We start from the raw sequence: 20,586 nt of genomic DNA, 5'->3' as shown, positions 1-20,586 counted from the left end.
CCGTTTTCAGTCGAGATTAGGTAGACGTTGAAACGCTGCCATTAGCCAACAAGCGGTCGCAAAATTTTATCTTCGCAGCCTACCTATCGAGGCGATTTACAAGGACTTCCACTCGCGTAGCCAAGGCTCGATCGCACTCTCCAACATAGGGCGTGCGATCAAAAATCCCTGCCCCTCATCGCAGCCCATTTTTCGCAAGACATCGAGATGATGCTCGCTCTCAATTCCTTCAGCGATCACTTTCAGGCCCAATTTCTTACCCAATTGCGTGATTAATTCCGCAATTCTTGGTCCACCTTGCGTATCGATCTGTGTCACGAATGCACGATCAATTTTCAGTCTATCAACAGGCAGTTTATCTAAGTAACTTAGAGAGGAAAATCCCGTACCAAAATCATCAATCGCAATTTGAATACCCAGTGATTTTAACCTTGCCAGCGCTTCTTCAAACATCCCGGCACCACTCATCGTGACCGACTCCGTTATCTCCAATTCTAGGTAATGCGGTGCCAAACCACTGTCGCGCAATGCATTCTCAACCAATCCAATAAAGTCTGATTGACGAAATTGAATGACAGATACATTCACCGCAATCCGGTCCAGCTGAAATCCTTTTTCGAGCAATTGCATCATCGTGAAACAAGCAGTTCGTAAAACCCAAGCTCCTAGACTAATGATCAGCCCTGAATGCTCAGCCAATGGAATAAAATCCGTTGGTGGGATCATCTGCCCATCATCTGTACGCCACCGCAACAAAGCTTCGAACCCAATCACCCGTCGTTGCACCAAATCCAGCTGAGGCTGATACATGAGGTAAAGGCGCTCAGCATCAAAAGCCTTATGTAAATGCTGCATCAAGAGCGCACGCTCGCGAATCTCAATCCCCATCTCGCGAGTAAAGAGCGTGTGTGATCCTCGTTGATAACCTTTTGTACGTTTTAAGGCGATACTCGCGTCCTTTAACACATCGGCCCCTGATTGCGCATATGAATCCAACGCTACCATCCCCATCGACATCGAAACAGAATGCGAGGTATCGTCGATAATGAAAGGGTCAACAAATAAATTTTGCAACTCGCCGGGCTGAAGCATTTGCATACTGCCGAGCAAACCAAACACATCTCCACCGATACGCGCCAAGAACGCCTGTTCGCCTAATGCCTTTTGCAAACGGTTGGCTACAGCGCGCAACAAAAGGTCGCCGTACCGATGTCCAAGAACATCATTAATTTCGGCAAAATCATCGATGTCGATGAGTACGACCATTTGATCTGGCGTACGTCGATCAATCACGCTGCCAATTTGCTCAATAAATTTTAAGCGATTGGGCAACAATAATAGTTGGTCCCGAAATGCATAATTTTTTAACTGACTGACCAAGCCAAGATTGTCTAAACAGATACCTAAATTAAAACAAAAAATCTCAAGCAACTGTTGATCAATCGACGACAATGCATAGGGTAGTTCGATAAATGCAGCAATCGCACGCTTACCACGACCAGAAAAATACAAGGTCATGTTATGTTCCTCAAACAGCGAGGTACGTTCAGACAGAGCGCGTCGCAAAGAATCTCGAATAATGGGATTATCGATCTCATCAATCGGTCGATTCATCAAACTTCGATAGTGGCCAGCCGAAGCAATCACGCTATAGCGAAAGCTATTGTCAAATTGCAGTGCTTCATCGCATTGGGCACAAAGCAATCCCTCAGAGGGTACGCCACACAAGGCCGCAATTTGGGTAATCACGCCTGATGCGAATCCTTCAATCCCATCTTGCATGGAAAATGCCGCACTTGATGTAATGATTTGATGCAGACCACGACGGCTCGCTTCGATCGTCCTCAATTGGTCATAGGAACGAATCGCGGCTGTTAGTGCTGTCAGTAATTTTTTACGTGTTAATTCGTTTTTTGTTTTGTAATCGTTGATGTCATAGTCACGAATTGCATCTTCTTCAGGCGCATAGCCTGGTTGTCCTGTGCGCAAAATGATTCGCGTGTCGCGCCACTTTAATTCATCGCGAATAAAACAAACGAGATCCAAACCTGCATGCTCGGTTTCCATTACAACGTCGAGCAATACAACAGCGATGTCCGACTCAACGGCAAATCGTTCGTGTGTTTCAGCTTTTGAATAGGTGTGAATGAATTCGAGGCGACGATTCAAAATTTTGACGTCGAGCAATGAAAATTCGGTGGCACGATGCACGTCTTCGTCATCATCGACGATAGCAATTTTCCAAGTGCGTTGCGAGATATTCGCCAAGGCTTCTGTATCGAGGTCTTCCTCAATCAATATCTCGTCATCATCGAAGTGTTCTGACATGCCGCCCCCAAAAGAAATGGAAACTCACATTAACAAAGTACTTTCAGTATATAGCAAGTACCTTTCCACGCAACAACAAAATCTCGCCTGACTGCGAGACGGATCAACGGAAAACAACGAACCTGAATATGATCCACTCATCCCTGGCTAGGCCAATTAAAAATAATATTTTTTCACCAATTTTGTAAGACACTTTCTTGCGTCGATCCACTTCTAAAGAAAAACAATCTCACCCAATTTTATGTAGATCGCTGCTTACCAACCTACCCAAATCGACGCATTGCATCCCAAGCAAGACCCGCGCCAATACTTCCGAAAACATCACCTTGAACTAATTTTGCATTTGGCAACAAAGACGCCAAATCACGTCGTAAGCCCCGCACGCCACTGGCGCCACCAGTAAAAAACACGGTGTCAATTTGTGCCGGAGAAACGCCTGCGAGCTTAATCGCTTGGGTAATCGTCACATTCAACTGAGCGAATAGAGGTGCGATTGCGATATCAAGTTGATCCCGACTCATGGAAAGAATAGGCTTTCCCAATTGATGAATCTCACGAAGCCGTTCTAATTCTAAAGTCACATGCTCTGTTTCACTTAACGCGATTTTTGCTTCTTCCGCTTTGAGCGCTAGCCAATGTCCATCACGCTGGTCGATTAAGTGAAGAAGGCACTCACATCGAGAGCGTAACTCTGGATCGTGAATGTCACGACAAATATCCTGAATCTCACGCACGACCTTCTGAGAGTACAGCAGATTAATCGTATGCCAAGTTGCCAAATTAAAATAATTGGCGGAAGGCATATCGGCTCCGTTATTCAAACGCCCGCCCATTCCTAACTTGGGCATTAGTTGTTGCAAACTTAAATATTTGTCAAAGTCAGTACCTCCTATATGGATGCCTGTATTGCTGAGAATATCTGTTTGCCTATCCATTTGTTGGCGTCGCTCGGGTGACAGTCGAATCAATGAAAAATCAGCAGTGCCGCCGCCAATATCGACCACTAACACTAGCTCTTCGCGTACGATTCGAGACTCATAATCGAGCGCTGCTGCAATCGGTTCAAATTGAAAAGCCACTTCGCGAAAGCCCGCCGCCAATGCGATTTCATGTAGTGTTTGTTCCGCTTTGCGGTCCGCGTCAGGCTGATCGTCAACAAAAAAAACTGGGCGTCCAAAAACTGCGTATTGAAAGTCAGATTGAACAGACTGTTCGGCGCGTCGTCTCAATTCGGTGATGTATTGTACGAGCAGCTGCTTGTATCCCAAGCGTCTCCCTTGCACTTCGGTGTGACCATCAATTAAAGCTGTGCCCAATAAGCTTTTCATAGAGCGCATTAAACGCCCCTCGTAACCTTCCAAATAGGCACTGAGCGCGGCTCTGCCATATTGAATTTCGTCTAAATCAGCATTAAAAAAGACCACCGAAGGCAAGGTCATTTTTTCATCTTCGAGTGGGAGCATACGAACCTCACTCCCACTACAGAAACCCACCGTCGAATTAGATGTTCCAAAATCCAAACCACAAACACTCATCATGCCATTTCCTATCTTGCTCTACAGCGTATTTTCAAAGCCGAGATCTTAAACTAGTTAGTAATACCTGTACGGAATAAAGCGCCAATGTCCACGATGGATCGCTTGTTTGACTACCTTACCGAACAAAACTTCGCTACGGCCTACACGATGATGAGTTCAGAAACTATAAACATTCAATGATTGCTGTAGTCAGAGATAACAGCCGATTTATGATTACTTGTGTTAGATCAAATGCCAATTAGGGTAAAAATTGGAGCAAAAATATGCATGATGCAATTTTCGGCTATGCTATGCACAAATTTGAAGAACGCGATTTTTTTTCGCATGAATGACAACGGCAAAGGATGTTTAACTTGACCAGCTCACACCGCAATTTGCTACAGCAACGTCTCACACTCATTGATAACCCACAACACCGCCCGCTGCTGCAGCAGGGCTTACGTGGTATCGAGCGAGAGACCCTGCGTGTTGATATGCAAGGCAAATTGAAGTTGACCCCACATCCAGCAGGCTTAGGATCCGCGTTGACCAATCCGCAAATTACCACCGACTATTCAGAATCCCTACTGGAATTTATTACACCAGCGGAGCAAGATATTGCGATTGCACTTGCCAAACTGGATAGTATTCATCGCTATAGCTATACCAAGTTTAATGGCGAAATGTTGTGGAACAATTCCATGCCGTGCAAACTGCCGCCGGAGCAAGATATTCCAATCGCTTGGTATGGCCATTCTCATATTGGAATGATCAAGCATGTTTATCGTCGAGGACTTGCACTCCGCTATGGTAAAAGCATGCAGTGTATTGCAGGTATTCACTACAATTATTCTTTGTCCGAAGATTTGTGGAAACTTTTTGCCAACGCAGAAAATGACCATAGCCGCCCACAAGATTATCAATCTGAAAGTTATATCGCCTTAATCCGAAACTTCCATCGATACAGTTGGCTATTGATGTATTTATTTGGCGCCTCCCCTGCACTGGCAAAAGATTTTCTGCGGAATCGTCAACACAATCTTGAAACCCTCTCGGATGATACGCTCTATCTTCCCTATGCGACGAGTTTGCGGATGAGCGATCTAGGCTATCAAAATAATGTGCAAGATGGCTTGGTGCCACCCTATAACACTTTGATGGAATACATGCGAAGCCTATCGCTCGCAGTTCGAAAACCTCATCCTCCCTACGCGAAATTAGGTATCAAGCAAGGTGACGAATGGATGCAAATCAACAGCAATGTGCTGCAAATAGAGAATGAATTTTATGCGACCATTCGCCCCAAACGTGTGATCAAATCGGGTGAGCGTCCTGTCGAGGCATTATGTGCTCGCGGTGTGCAATACATTGAAGTTCGATGTATGGACGTCAATCCTTTTGAGCCGCTAGGAATTGACCTAAAGAGTTCACGCTTCTTGGATACCTTTCTCCTGTTTTGCGCATTCAATTCTAGCCCGCTAACCAACCAAATTGAAGGCGATGAAAACTTAAGTAACTTCGCTTTAACAGTGAAATATGGGCGTCAGCCTGGACTGATGTTGCAACAAAATGGGCAAGCAATCAGCCTACAAGCATGGGGTAAAAATTTGCTCGATCAAATGCAGGCAGTTGCTGAATTACTCGACCGCCAACACGGTTTCAACGAACACCAAGAGAGCCTTGCAGTACAGGCACAAAAATTAGCAGATCCAGACTCTACGCCCTCGGCGCAAGTGCTTGCGGCAATCAAATCGTATGGCAATTCATTTGAGCAATTTGCCTTAGCGCAAAGTCAGCAGTTTGCAGAGGAATTCAGATCAAAGACGCCGAATCCGACCGAGCTAGCCTATTTCGATCAGCTAGCAGCAGAATCCATCGCCGAACAGGTGGCAATGGAAAAAAATCAAACGGGAAGTTTTGACGAGTTTATTGAAGATTATCGCTCACGGACTTCTAGTCAGCTTTGCTGCGAGGCGGCTAGCGCCTCTGAATGACGATGGTGCGATACCGTTGTAAGGTCTGATCAAACTCGGTGTGGGTTCTTAGTATCTCTTGGTCATAGAATCCAATGGCCTTGCGGGCGGTCAAGATATTCGTCGACATATCTTCAGCCCGCTGGCGCAGAGCTTCAAGTTCTTTCGCGGTCTTTTTTGTATTTTTGACTTCTGCCTGCATCTTACCTAAGATCTCGCTAAGTGAAGTCAGTTGCTCGGTCGCCAATCTCTTCTTGTCAATTAAGACTTCGACCGCTTTCTTGCGAGCCACCTCGATATCGTTCTCGCTATGAAAATGCGCCATGAGAAAACGCTCTTCTTTCTTCCGCTCTTCTTCTTGCTGCCTGATTTCTCGTTGCCGTTCTGCTTCGAGGGCAAGTTTTTGCTTTTCCTCGACACTCATCGGGGCTGAAATTTCGGTTTTGAAACGTCCATCATTGGAATAGACCTTCATGCCACGATTCTGGCACTCAGAAATGGGTCGATCGGAAGTGAGAATTTTGCCCTGAGCATTGGTACACCGAAAGATGTCGGCAACAACGTGATTGAGCGTCAGCGGTAAAATCAATCCAATCAAACCAAGAAATGAAAAATGAATTTTTCCCATTTGAGAATGAACATCGATTTATTAGACTCGCTGCAAGGCGGGCATTGGTCGTCGATCGCAACATTTTTCTTAAAATTTACACGAGTTTTTCCTCAATACATACCAATTATTGCAAACCGTCTGTTTTGCGCGAATTCGAGCAAATAGGCATTCAATTTTTATTACCAAAATACCCATGATTGTCACCACTCGGTATGGTGGAGACAATCATTGCATTTTCCGCATTTCATTAAACATACGATATTGACAGATAAGCAGCGCGATTGATCGCGTAGGTCGGCACCATCAATCGCACTGTGTTCACGCTATTGCACTAGACGAATACTACGCCATGGGTAGGGATCGCGTTCGGACGGTCCAACAGGCGGTAACGCGGGACTATAAATACTTGTCGCGGCGGGACATTGTCCTGTCTTCGCATAAGAGATTGCGGCAGCTAATCGCTTCTCATTCATATCGCCCAATAAGTGCTCTAAATCGTCGGGGACTTGGCACTTAGGTGCAAATCCATTCACGTAATCACCTTTTCCTACTGCATTGACACCCGAAAACTCAATGGCAAAATATGCCAATCCGCAGTTATTTGTTTGCCTGAAACCATACGGTTTGCCGCAGGTATTTTCGCCAATCAAAATAACATCCATGAACGGCGACAAGCCATTGATGATGGATTCACTGGCTGAACAAGTTCTGCTGCTGGTTAAGACGAAAACACGTGATAAATTAAGCCATGGTAAAGGGCGATTTTTGGTATCGTAAGCATAAAACCAAGAAGTTGCCCCAGCCGACATCTCTGGACGTTTGTCGTTATAAATGAGCGTTTCAAAGATATTCCCAGCTGTGCGACTTCCTCCTATCATCGCCGCCAACTCGTCGGCAATGTAGAGGTAGCCACCGCCGTTGTAACGCACATCAAGGACAAGTTCATCAATTCCCGCCTCACGAAATGACGTAATGGAATTAATCAAAGCCTGCTCAGCAGTTCGAATATGATCGTTAAACACCAAATAACCAATTTTTTTACCGTTATCGGTCAACACCTTGGATTCAAGGACAGGTGCTTTAGCAAGCGAGGCTGACTGCATCGAGATAGTTCGACTCACACTGGAACCAGCTTCCACTATCGTAAAAGAATGTGTTTCCACTTTACTCGGATACAAAGCCGCGTATTGCACCTCATTCGCGGGTTGTGCGAGCGAGGTATTGTCGACCGCAGCGATTGTTGTCCCTCGTTTTATACCAGCGCGATCTGCTGGCGATCCTGGCTCAACAAAAAGCACGCGTAAACGCGTCCCCTGACGCTGCAAGGAATATCCATAGCTGTAACTTGTGCCAGATTGAAAATAGTCGTCGATAGTTGCTTGTGGCGAGGTGAAGCTAAATTTATCCTTGGAACGAACCAATAAACTATCGAAATATTCAGCAGGCGATAATTGCGCATTAATAGGAACTTCGACGATCTCTTTGTACCAGAGATACACCTCATCCAAATGGCCACGCGCCCAACTTTTCTCAGCGGTAGGAACACACACGCCTGCGAGATTTTCGACATTCGGTGGCGATGCCAGATTCGAGGTGATGTCTTTAACAGGCATCAAAGATAGTGCGTTAGTGATACTTCCTGGTAAAACAGCTGCGGCAATCGCAACTGTCTTTAGGATCGAGTCTTCGGATCGGACGTAAGTAAGTCCATGATTAATGGCAAAATACTGTGCAGCTTGCAACTTGCCATCCAATAATTGCGGTACGAACTTCCAAGTCGGATCAGCGTAAAAGGTCCGGGCAGAGTTCAGCATACTTTGGATCATACTGCCCTTACTAACCCCGCGCGCCAACTCGCCTGCCCAATAATTCACGTCAGCATCGGGTGGGGCTAAGTCACCCGTCCGACCCAGCACGTTTTTATAAATTATTCGGACAAAATCCTGATTACTCATCTCGGCCGTATAGCCTGTCTGAGCAGAAAAATAAATCGCAGAGCTGTAAAAGCTATTTGCAATTTGCTCGACACTCATACCCGACTTTAATTTCGTCAACCAATATTGCAATCCATCTGCATCAGGAACACGATTAAAAAAAGCAATATACAAGTCAACGATTGATCGCCATTGTTCGAAACTAATTTGATTCACCAAATCGCCAATCTCTAAATTGACTGTCACATCGGCAAATCGTAATTGCTTCTTATTCTTGACGACGGCGACGTGATCATTTGAAACGAGGTCAGTGACAACATACGCCCCGCTTAACTTACTGATGATGTAATTCGCACGATTTCCACTGAAGCTTTGCGTTTCACTTTCGAGTGGAGCGGCCTGCGGTGGCATCGAACTAAAAGCCGCATTCGGTTCAGCGGTGCGTTGTCCGCCACAGGCACTCAATAGCGCGAGGGCGCCGATGGCGACGACTTGGCAGCCATATGTTTTTACAAATTGCGCCTCTATGGTTCGGAAAAGATTCATACCGACTCCTGATAAATTCAATAAAGGCTCATTGTAATACTTGCGTGTGAATACGTGGCAGAATTGCAAAATTATTAGCCAAGCTTTCGTTGACATTGTCCCAATCGCTGTCAGCCTTTTCCAACTGAATCTCTAACTTCGCTTGTATCTGCCCCGACATCCCTAAAGTCCAATATGAAGTCACGAAGACTTTAGGGTGTCGAAAGCAGCGAAAGAAAGCCATCGAATACCTAGGAAACTATCTCAGTATGAAGATGTCCATTTGCGATATCCACAAAGCGATCAGCAACGGTTTGTCGACGCTTTATCTCAATTACGAGACGGGAATATTCCTTCCATACAAATGATGTAATTCAATCCGAGATAGGGTTGCATGATTGATGTCGTTGCCGTTGTCATGACCGGTGCGACAACAGGGGTTCCGGATCCAACGTTGTTGGTGGTGACCGTGCCTCCACCTGTCACCGTGGTGGAGACGCCGCCAAGATTCACTGGATTTGCGGGTGCTGCATTTGGCGGTAGGAAAAGCGTCGCACTGGTTTGCCCTTGTGCAGCGGTATTCGTCAAACCACCGTTATTTGCCTGCGCGTTGGTTTGACCATTGGTGCCCGTACCGACGGTAATTTGGGTTGTCGCATTAAAAGGATTGAGCGTCAGTGTAGCCGGATGGCTATGCGCTGGCATATTTGCCAAAGTCAGGGTCACGCTGACTGAACCATTGGCGATGATAGTGACATTATTGGTGCCTGCTTTCTCACCTTGAACAACATTTGACAAGCCTGGACCTTGCGCCTGTGATCCAACCGCAACCCGCCCCCTCAAGTCGGGCAGACCAAAAGTCGATTGTCCATCGCCGCCATAGGTGATGCCGAGCAAGGCAAACATTGCACTGTTTTGCGCGATTGAAATGACTTGCCCATTACAAAACATCCAACCACGTGGCGCGTAATTAAACCCTACGGCCATAATTGTTCCCATAAAAGCATCCATCATGATTTCCTTTAAACAATAATAAGCGGTCGTTTTTTCATGAGTCAGGCACCGCAACCTAGTCGCCTTTATTTTTCATGAACAATACGATAGTTGTTGCTGACCGCAGAAAAGCAAACTGGCACCGTATTCTTAGCAATAAGCAAACGATGTGCCAGTCGTATAAAGAAAAGTCAGGTTGGTTTTTTCAATTGACGCTGCGCATAAATGGTATGAAGTTGATCCGCCATCATCTGAGCTGTTTCCGAGGAACTTAGACGCAGTTGCGCAATAATTGCACTCACATTCTCATCATTGATTGCAGGGTCACCGTAAACTGGCGCTGAGCGCGGTTGCCAATGACTTTGTCGAAACAATGTTTCTAGCCAAGGATTGCTTATGCAATCAATCATCAAATGTATCCGTGCCAAACTGCTATGGTTAGTCACTCCATGCAAGCAACTGGCATTCAAATACCAGGTATCTCCTGCAGAAAAATGCACTTCCTCACCGTCGATACGAAAGAGTACTTCCGGACTAGTTTGGATAGGAATATGCAGTCTTGCGATACCGTCTTCTAGGCAGGTCCCTTGATCTCGATGTTCTTTAATTTCCCCGCCCGCTTCAAGCGACATCAAACGCACAGATGTCTTCTCACATTCAAATTGATCCAATACTTGAATAAAATAAGGACAGGCATCCAAGATACTTGTGTTCCCATACCGATCACTCTCTATCGGCAAAATATGCTCGGAACCTCCATCGATAGAACGCAAAGGAATACAAGACCAATCTTTGACATAATCCCGTGTATTAAAATGCTTGATCCACTTCGCATGCATGGCAGTGTCTAAGTCCTGCCGTAAGCGACTAAGGTCAAAACTTAATGGCAGTTTCAGATAAGAGCTAGGGGTCATAGCGATACTTGAGATTCCATCGTATTCGGGGTGCGATACGACATCTGCAGAACAAATCCATCGTCGTCATCAATCACAAATCCACATTTTTGGTAAACGCGAAACGCAACGGTATTTCCACGAACTACCGCTAAATGCAGTGAAGCATTCGTCTGTTCAGCGTGACGCTGCAAAGCCATGATCATCTGCGTTCCTAGCCCTCGCAAACGCGCCGTACTCAGTAGGGTGATATCAATCAATCGGATTGTCTGGTGTTCGAAAGCTAACACCAAACTAGCCATATCCTGTCCTCGCTCAGCAACAATCCAAATTTGTGCCTCCGGATAGGTTTGCACAATTCCCTGTTGCCGAGCCAAAAATTGTAGCTCGATAAGCTGCTCTTTGCGCTCCATCGGTAATGGTAAATCCATCAGATCAGGCCGACTATCACGGAACAGTTGATAAACAATTCCCGCATCGGATTCAATCGCTTTACGCGCAGACAAAAGAGGGGGTAATTCAAACACACATTCTCCTAGCATCCAATGAACAACGAATTTTACAATCAGTTTCTGCTCAAGCACTAAACGTACCAAATCCAAATTCGGGTGTCGATCATCCGATGGCGGATCGCGCCTCAATAGAAAATCAATTGGCATACGAATTGCTATTTTCGAACTGCCGTGGCGCCAATCGAATGGGTGCCAGAAAATCATTGTCACTTCTTTCAACTTAATTGACCATATCTATGTCTATTTCATTTACCCAAGCGGTACAGTCACTGCACACCAGTTTTATTGCCCACACTTCAGCAGGAACTGTTGAATTACGCCTGATCGAAGCGAAGGAATTGAACAACCGGAACATGGGGGCGAATGGCTTTAGAACGCCTATGATTTTGGTATTCTCTGCGCCTCAATCACCCGCACTGGCGCAAGACAATTACTACCTCGATCATGCACAACTTGGTCGACACTTCTTAAGCTTAACACCCGCGCTTCCACCACTTGAACAGCCACAAACAATCGATCGATCTCCCCTGCAGTTCTACCAAGCAATCTTCAATTAAGAAACCGCACATTACACGTAACGAGCCCCATTTACGGATAAATTTGTATCAATTTACATGTTAAACACAATTTTTATTTTCATAAGTTTTTTGTTTAACTAGGAGAAGCTAACAAATCTCCTGTGGCATGCGAATTGCTCAGAATTGTTGAAGATTGATTATCTACGTTCGCGCTTCAGCGAGCTGGGATGATCGCTTACATCAACTAATTTGCAAAAAAGCAGCTCAGCACAAACATGCCACAATTTCATTTTATATCGGGCCTTCCTCGTTCAGGTTCAACCTTGCTCTCGGCGATATTGCGCCAGAACCCACGCTTTCATGCGGGGATGACTAGTCCAATCGGTAGTTTGTACAACAGCATCTTGCATCAATTCGGAGCTGGCTCTGAGTTCGGCCCAGTAATCACAAAAGCAGAGAGAAAGCGCATCGTACGTGGGCTATTTGACTCTTACTATGCGGAGCAGGCCGACAAATCTTTCGTTTTCGATACCAATCGTATGTGGACGGCGCACTTGCCTATGCTGATGGATCAATTTCCCGATTCCAAAGTCATTGCATGTGTACGTAACGTCGCGTGGATTATGGACAGTATCGAGCGCAAATATGCATCCGATCCCTATGAGATCACTCGACTCTTCAACGACGATAACGAACGGGCCACCGTCTATAGCCGCGTCGAAACCTTGGCACAACGCAACCGTATGGTTGGCTATCCCTGGGCCGCGCTCAAGAGTGCTTTTTACAGTGAATATGCAAGCTCTTTGCTTGTCCTCGACTATGACTTGCTGGCTCAAGCGCCACAAAAAGTTTTACCTCTCATCTATGACTTCATCGGCGTCGAACCATTCGAGCACGATTTTCATCATCTCCAATACGATGCTCCGGAATTTGATGTCCCTCTAGGAATGCGTGGCTTACATAAAGTCAGGCCGGAAGTGAGCTTCCAAACACGTGACACGATTCTTCCACCTGATTTATTTCACCAATACAGTCAACTTTCATTTTGGAAAGAGGGACAGGGAAGTAAAGCCAACGTTATCACCGCCAAATTTGTCGCCAATTCAATAGGAAATGCAAAATGATCTCAGACAATAAACTCAATCTCCCCTCCACTAGTGAGGAAACTTCCACGAGTACGGCGGCTACTTCGCATGGCAAGACAATTGTGTTTGTCGATACCACCCTTACCAATTGGACTAGTCTATTAAAAGACCTTCCAACGAATTCAGAAATTCATACCTTAGATCCTTTGCAGAACGGAATCCAGCAAATCGCTGATGCATTGCGCACAGAATCTCAAGTCGCCGCCGTACACATCGTCTCTCATGGCGGAGAAGGATTTCTTGTGCTCGGCAATACCATGCTCTCTTCATACAATTTAGCGAGCTATGAAACGAGCATGGCCACAATCCAGAATGCACTGGGTGAAAATGCCGACATCCTCTTGTACGGTTGTGACGTCGCAAAAGGGGATACAGGGGCAGAATTTGTCCGTCAATTTCGCGCCATGACAGGTGCCGATATCGCCGCATCGACTAACGATACGGGGTCAGGAGGAGACTGGGTACTCGAATACAAAAGTGGTGCAATTGAAGCACTTGCAATCGCATCAACCGACTACCAATATGATTTGGCTACCATCAAAGTCACCAATTTGAATGATAGTGGAACAGGCTCGTTGCGTGACGCGATTGCGAACGCCACTGGCGACGGCGGAGCAGACACCATCGTATTCGACCCTGCCTTATTTGCGAGTGGTGCGGCAACCTTGACCTTAACGACTGGCGAATTGGATGTCGACGCACCCGACAATGGCGATCATCTAACTATCATAGGTCCAGGCGAAAAATTGCTCACAATTAGCGGAAACAATAGCTCACGCATTTTCGCTGGTACCGGAGCGACACAGAATACGTCCTCATTGAGTCTCTCTGGCATGACCCTGACTAACGCCAAAGGGCAAGTAGGTGACTCTGGATTTGGCGGAGGAGCGATTTCGTTTCAATACTCCGGCTCACTAACTCTCGACCACGTCATCGTCACCAACAGTACCTCATCAACGAATACCGGCGGACTGTCCTTTTACAAAGGCAGCTTAACTATCAGTAATAGCACTTTTTCGAATAACACATCGACCGCACAATACAGCGCAGGGGATGGGGTTGCTATCTACGCACACGCTTCACAAATTAGCATCAACAACACCACCATAAGCGGCAATTCGAATAGTGAAGGCCGATTTGGTGGCGGCATTTCAATTTATACTGAGAATAGTGCGACCTTAAGCAATGTCACGATTGCCAATAATTCTATCGGCAAAAGCGGAGACTTAGCTGGTGGCGGTGGCGGCATATCGATTGGTGGGCCAGGTGTCACAACCATCACCAACTCAACCATCGTCGGTAATGCATTCAACGGTGGCGATGGTTTTAATGGAGGTGGAGGTGGACTCTACCTGAGAACAAATGCAGCAAGTGTTGTTCTTAAAAACACGATTATTGCGAATAACACGAGTACCAATAATCAAACCATCGATACCGACGTATTCATCGGTAACAATGCGGAGCTATCCGGCAGCAATAACTTAATTACATCCACTATCGGTACGGATAGCTCGGCTACCAATTCTCTAACGGGAACCATCACAAGCCTCGGGAGTGCATTAGGCTCGCTCGCGTTTAATGGTGGCGTCGTGCAAACCATCTCGATCACAACTGGCAGCAATGCGATCAATGCGGGCACCAGCACAGGCGCACCAAGCCACGATGCTCGCGGCTTAGGTCGAGGTAGCAGTATTGATATCGGCGCGTACGAGTTTAATGACGACAACACTTTCCAATTTTCTGGCACGCTCTCACCCAACAATGGCGCGGTAGACGTGCCAATCAACCAAAATTTCAGCATGGATTTTGGTAAAACGGTGACGGCGGTGGCCTCAAAAAATATTGTTATTTATCGCCAGTCAGATAACGCAGTTCTAGAGACCATCGCCGCGAACGATGTTGCAAAAGTGAGCTTTAGCAATGGTCTTGCAAGCAATAGTGTCGTGACCATTAATCCAACGTCTAACTTGTCCAGTCAAACCAACTACTATATTCGCGTTGATAATGGTGCTTTCATTGATAGCGGATCCAATAGCTTTAGTGGAATTAGCTCGAATTCTGTATGGACATTCCAATCTGTCGTAGCCCCGCCGACTGTAACCAACGTCAGCGCAAGCAGCAGCAATGGAAACTACAACGCCGGCGACATTATTTCTATCGAAGTGACGTTCAGTGCTGCAGTTACGGTCGACACCACAGGCGGTGTTCCGCGACTATTATTGGAAACTGGTAGCACCGATCGCTCAGCCACTTACACCTCGGGAAGCGGCTCGGCAACATTGGTATTTCAATATACCGTTCAAGCAGGCGATACGGCAGCAGACCTTGATTATGTGGCGACGACCTCACTGACGCTTAATAGCGGGACTATCAAGCAAACCAGTGATGCAGCCGATGCGGTATTAACTTTGCCGTCGCCTGGTACGGCAGGGTCGCTGGCAAACAATAAAAACATTGCTATCGATACAGCCGCCCCCCACGTAACAATTAGCTTGTCCGATACAAACCTGAAAGCGGGAGAAACTGCGACAGTGACTTTCTCTTTCGACGAAGTCGTATCAGGCTTTAATAATGCCGATGTAACAAGCATCCCAAATGGCAGTTTGGGGCTTGCCAGCACCAGTAACGGCGGTCTCACTTATACCGCGACTTTTACGCCGGATACGGACGTAGAAGACACCTCGAATATGATCACCGTTAATAACACGGGTTACACCGATCTCGCGGGAAATGCTGGAACTGGTAGCACCAATTCTGGCAATTTCAATATTGACACTGCTCGACCAACGGTCACTATCAGTTTAGACGACACTAATTTAACTGCAGGTGAGACGACGACGGCGACTTTTACTTTTTCTGAGAAGGTTTCGGGCTTCGACATCGCTGATGTGACTTCCGTCGGTAGCGGCAGCCTCGGCAGCATTTCGACTTCTGACAACATTATTTATACCGCGACATTCACGCCGACAGCAGATACCACCAACGCAAACAATGTCATCACCGTTGATCAGTCTGGCGTTAAAGACATGGCTGGCAACGATGGCGTTGGTTCAAGTAACTCCGGAAAATACAGCGTCGCGACTGCCGGGCCAACGCTCACAATTGATGTCGACGCAACTAGCTTAAAAATCGGCGATACCACCACGGTTACCTTCACCTTTTCTGAGGCTGTGAGTGGCTTGACGAGTGACGATATCACCGTTGAGAACGGTAGCCTCGGTGCACTTAACACCTCCGATGGCATCACATGGACCGCGACATTGACTCCCAATACAGAGGTGGAAGACAGCAGCAATCAGATAAGCGTCGCCAATTCCGGAGTGCTTAGTGTCGCTACCGGCAATGCCGGAGTAGGGACAACGACATCCAACACCTATGCCATTGACACTACTAGGCCCACGCTAATTATTAGCATGGACGATGATGGAATTACTGCAAATGAAAATCCGACTGTCACGTTCACTTTTTCCGAAGAAGTCACCGATTTTACCGATGCTGATATTAGCGTTGCAAATGGCACTTTAGGCACGCTAACAACCAGCGATCACATTACTTTTACTGCTGTCTTTACGCCTACAGCGGAAACGACAGATACCAGCAATATCATCAGTGTTGATAATACTGGTATAAAAGATCTCGCTGGGAATGAAGGCAAGGGGACAAGTGATTCACCTAATTATGCAGTGACAACAGTGCGTCCAACAGTGAATATCAGTATCGAGGATACAGCGCTCAAAATTGGCGAAACAACAAAAGTGACCTTCACCTTTTCGGAAGCGGTGAATGGATTTGCCAATTGGGGTATTGCGGTGTCGAACGGCACCCTCAGCACTGTTGGCAGCGTCGACGGTGGCGTCACGTGGACTGCCACCCTCACACCTGACGCAGATACAGAAGAAACTTCGAATGTCATTCGTGTCAACAATAGTAGCTATATTAGCTCCGCTAGTGGCAATCCGGGATTCGGATCTAGCGATTCCGGCAACTACAAGATCGATACGTTGCGTCCAACCGCATCAATTCTCGTCAGCGATACAGCTCTTAGCGCTGGGGAGACTTCTCTCGTAACAATCACTTTTAACGAAGCCGTCAGCGGATTTGATCAAGATGATCTGACCGTCACAGGCGGCATTCTAGGCAAGTTGAGTTCGACCGACGGCGACATCACATGGACTGCTAGCTTTACCCCAACCGCAGACAGTACATCGAAGAGCAATCTGATCACACTTGATAACACTGGTGTCGCTGACCTCGCTGGTAACAAAGGAAATGGAAACACAGATTCAAATAGCTTCGCAGTTGATACCGCTAGACCGACTGTCAACATCTCGATTGACAAGAGTTCGCTCAAACTTGGTGACACAGCAGAAGTCACGTTTAGTTTTTCCGAAGCAGTCAAAGATTTCGACAACACAGATATCAGTATTGCCCATGGTAGTTTAAGCAAGGTTAGCTCCAGTGATGGGGGACAGACTTGGGTGGCGACGTTGACGCCAGATGATGATGTCGAAGATGATACGAATCAAATTAGTGTCGATAATTCTGCCTATACAGATTTACAAGATAATGCGGGTATCGGCTCCACGGATTCAGCGAACTACCTTATCGATAGCTTACGACCCACTGTGAGTATAAGTTTCGACGATGCAGATCTCGCCATTGGCGAAAGCGCGACGGTCAGCTTCACCTTCTCGGAAGCCGTCACCGGTTTTGATTCGAAAGCACTGACGATTGACAACGCTACGATTTCCAATCCTGCGACCAAAGATGGAGGAGTCACGTGGACCGCCACCTTAACGCCTGATCTTAATGTTACGGCATCTGGGAACGTGATTAGCCTTGATAACAGCATGATTTTCGATGCGGCCGGAAATAGTGGCAGTGGTACGACTGACTCCGCTCAATATTCGATTGACAGCGAACGCCCTACCGCCAGTATCGTCGTGGCAGATACCAATCTTCTTGCAGGTGAGACTTCATTGGTCACCATCACGTTTTCGGAAGCAGTCACTGATTTTACCAATGATGACCTTACCATCGACAACGGCATTTTAAGCAGCTTGTCATCAGTCGATAGTGGCGTCACATGGACGGCTACATTGACACCATCAGTCAACACCAAAGCGGCAAGCAATCTGATCAGCTTGGATAATGCAGGCATCAAAGACATTGCAGGCAATGCAGGAGCAGGCACGACCGAATCGAATACTTTTGCGATTGACACCCAACGCCCTACGGTCACGATTTCTGTCGATGACGAACAACTGCATATCGGAGAATCTTCGAAAGTCAGTTTTACATTTTCTGAGGCGGTCACTGGATTCGATAATAAGGATATTACGGTAGACAACGGCATTTTGACCGATGTAGCGACAGAGGATGGTGGCATCACCTGGACTGCCACATTCACGCCATCTTCGAACATCGAAGATAGTTCAAACCTTGTCAGTGTTGATAATACCGGGTTCAACAATGCAAGCGGAAATGCAGGTGTCGGCAGCAGTCAATCCAATAATTACGAAATCGACACTGAGCGCCCGAGTTTGGCCACGGGTATCAGCATCTCCAATACCGCACTAAAAGTTGGAGAAACCGCCGATATCACGTTCACATTCACCGAAGCCATCAAGGGTTTTACAACTGCCGACCTCACAGTCGATCACGGCGCGATCACTAAATTGTCGAGCGCAGATGGTGGCACAACGTGGACTGCCATCTTGACTCCCACTGCTGCTATTGAATCGACAAAAAATTTGATCAGTTTGGATTACTCCAAGATCACCGATGTCGCTGGCAATGCGGGAACAGGATCTGTTGATTCAGGCAACTACAAGATAGACACTTTACAACCAACTTCTACCGTCAGTATCAGTGACGCTGCACTAATCGAGGGAGAAACGGCGACACTGACAATCAAGTTCACCGAAGCGGTGACAGGATTTACCACTGCCGATATCAATGTCGAACATGCGACAATCAGCGCACTTTCGAGCGCTGATAGCGGAATAACTTGGACTGCGACTTACACACCTGACGTGGGGATACAAGACGCCATAAATGTGATTAGCATCGATAACACGGGGGTACTAGATCTAGCAGGCAATTCCGGTTACGGTAAGAATCAATCAAGCAATTTTGCGGTCGACACCTTATTGCCCGACGCCACGATTTCGTTCTCTGATACCGAATTAGGGGTTGGCGATACTGCGGTAGTTACTTTCAACTTCAATGAAAGAGTTACAGGATTTAGCAACGCCAACTTGACTGTCCCTAACGGGATACTCAGCGCGGTAAGTTCGAGCGATGGCGGACAAACTTGGACAGCTACATTCACGCCCACTTTCGGGATTGACGATAATACGAATACCTTAGAACTAGATTTACATGGCATTAGCGATCTTGCAGGGAATGCCGCCAAGGGTTTCGTGGACTCGAATAACTTCATCATCAATACCGTCAATACCGATCCAATTATTAGTGGAACAGTAAGCAATCAAGTAACCAAAGATACGTCGAACTTGGCACCTTTTGCAAATGTCGTTATCACGGATCCAGATCCTGGCGCGGTCGAATTTGTCACGGTTACACTTGATAATGCTGCAAAAGGGAAGTTCACGACTGCCTCACTCGCCGCGAGTGGTTTCAGTACCAGTGATGGTGGCATCAGTTATACACACGCAGCGGCGAGCCCCGCACAAATGCAAGCCGCACTTCGCGCTCTAATTTTCCAACCGAGCCAAGGACGAGTCGCGATAGGCGATTCTGAAACAACGACATTCACGGTCACAGTCGATGATGGTATTGCAAGCGACACCGATAATCTGACGACAGTACAAAGTACTGCAGTGAACGCTGCACCAACTAAAATCGTGCTTTCAAATAGCAGAGTAACGCAAGACGCTGGGGACGGTGCACTAGTGGGCACGCTCTCAACCAATGACATCAATCCAGGTGATCAGCACTCCTACACGATCGTAGCAGGTAGCGAAAACAGCCGTTGGTTCAACATAATCAACAATGAACTACATATCACTCATCCAACGGTACTTGATGCAGGCGACTACGAAATCACAGTTCGTAGTACTGATGCAGGAGGATTGAACATAGTGCAAGCATTGACCGTCAAAGTTCGAGATAGCTTCGCACCAGAAATTAGTTCCTACCGGGTTACACCGGTGGAAGGACGCCAAGACCAATTGATTTACACCATCGTATTTACTGAAAGCGTCAGCGGAGTCGATTTATCTGACTTCTCCTTAAAGTTAGATGGTGAGATTGGTGCGAACCTAAGTGATTGTATTGCCGTCGATGCGTCGACCTATCAAATCGTCGTGAGCGATATTGTCGGCAACGGACGGATACAAGTGAACCTTAACCCAGAGCATGGAATTAAGGACGTCGGCAATCGCGCCCTATTAGGCGGCGCGAACGGCCCCACCTTCAATGTTAAGCAAGATACGGATCAGGGCGCGATATTAGATGAGGCCAACGTCCCAAATCGTTATGGCGATGGCACAGGTGACGGTAACGGCGACGGTATCCAAGATATCGAACAAGATGCCGTCAGCTCGCTCATTTGGAGTCAACAAGATGACATCGACCCAACCTATTTGACGGTTTGGAATGACCAAAATCTAA

Annotated in this window: 11 protein-coding genes; 4 read left to right on the top strand and 7 right to left on the bottom strand. The window is 46.8% G+C overall.

The window, feature by feature from the left end; genetic code table 11:
• Positions 1-96: 96 nt before the first annotated feature.
• Together KDM90_RS11975 and KDM90_RS11970 are read right to left on the bottom strand one after the other, a co-directional pair.
• Positions 97-2,328: a bifunctional diguanylate cyclase/phosphodiesterase gene (locus tag KDM90_RS11975; protein WP_212675863.1), complete on the bottom strand. Its 2,232-nt coding sequence runs from the start codon at positions 2,326-2,328 to the stop codon at positions 97-99.
• A gap of 263 nt (positions 2,329-2,591) precedes the next feature.
• Positions 2,592-3,866 (bottom strand): Hsp70 family protein, encoded by a 1,275-nt coding sequence (locus tag KDM90_RS11970; protein ID WP_212675862.1) that lies wholly within the window; start codon positions 3,864-3,866, stop codon positions 2,592-2,594.
• Between the two features lie 353 nt (positions 3,867-4,219).
• Here KDM90_RS11970 and gshA point away from each other — a divergent pair, with 353 nt between their 5' ends.
• Positions 4,220-5,839, top strand: coding sequence for a glutamate--cysteine ligase (gene gshA / locus KDM90_RS11965; protein ID WP_230409773.1), 1,620 nt, complete (start codon positions 4,220-4,222; stop codon positions 5,837-5,839).
• Here gshA and KDM90_RS11960 read toward each other — a convergent pair.
• The 5 genes from KDM90_RS11960 to KDM90_RS11940 form a co-directional block, all read right to left on the bottom strand.
• Complete coding sequence (locus KDM90_RS11960) at positions 5,823-6,416, bottom strand: hypothetical protein (RefSeq protein ID WP_212675860.1); 594 nt, start codon at positions 6,414-6,416, stop codon at positions 5,823-5,825. The two genes, gshA and KDM90_RS11960, sit on opposite strands and share 17 nt — an antisense overlap.
• A gap of 335 nt (positions 6,417-6,751) precedes the next feature.
• The gene (locus KDM90_RS11955) at positions 6,752-8,908 is read right to left on the bottom strand and encodes a DUF4214 domain-containing protein (RefSeq protein ID WP_212675859.1); all 2,157 of its coding nucleotides are present in this window, start codon (positions 8,906-8,908) and stop codon (positions 6,752-6,754) included.
• A 309-nt stretch (positions 8,909-9,217) separates the two neighbouring features.
• Positions 9,218-9,901, bottom strand: coding sequence for a phage tail protein (locus tag KDM90_RS11950; protein WP_212675858.1), 684 nt, complete (start codon positions 9,899-9,901; stop codon positions 9,218-9,220).
• Positions 9,902-10,071: 170 nt separating this feature from the next.
• A complete protein-coding gene (locus KDM90_RS11945; RefSeq protein ID WP_212675857.1) occupies positions 10,072-10,794 on the bottom strand; it encodes an aspartyl/asparaginyl beta-hydroxylase domain-containing protein in 723 nt (240 codons plus the stop codon).
• Complete coding sequence (locus KDM90_RS11940) at positions 10,791-11,489, bottom strand: GNAT family N-acetyltransferase (RefSeq protein ID WP_212675856.1); 699 nt, start codon at positions 11,487-11,489, stop codon at positions 10,791-10,793. Before KDM90_RS11940 ends, KDM90_RS11945 begins: the two co-directional genes overlap by 4 nt.
• A gap of 32 nt (positions 11,490-11,521) precedes the next feature.
• Here KDM90_RS11940 and KDM90_RS11935 point away from each other — a divergent pair, with 32 nt between their 5' ends.
• The 3 genes from KDM90_RS11935 to KDM90_RS11925 all read left to right on the top strand — a co-directional run.
• Positions 11,522-11,842, top strand: a complete 321-nt coding sequence (locus tag KDM90_RS11935; protein WP_212675854.1) for a DUF6916 family protein — start codon at positions 11,522-11,524, stop codon at positions 11,840-11,842.
• Between the two features lie 236 nt (positions 11,843-12,078).
• Positions 12,079-12,927, top strand: a complete 849-nt coding sequence (locus tag KDM90_RS11930; protein ID WP_212675853.1) for a sulfotransferase family protein — start codon at positions 12,079-12,081, stop codon at positions 12,925-12,927.
• On the top strand, positions 12,924-20,586 hold a 7,663-nt coding region (locus KDM90_RS11925), incomplete at its 3' end, for an Ig-like domain-containing protein (RefSeq protein ID WP_212675852.1). The genes KDM90_RS11930 and KDM90_RS11925, both read left to right, overlap by 4 nt.

The sequence above is a fragment of the Affinundibacterium fentianense genome (genome assembly GCF_018139545.1).
GTDB lineage: Bacteria > Pseudomonadota > Gammaproteobacteria > Burkholderiales > Burkholderiaceae_D > Undibacterium > Undibacterium fentianense.
Note: the sequence above shows the minus strand (reverse complement) of the source record. Positions and strands in the feature narration are given on the sequence as shown.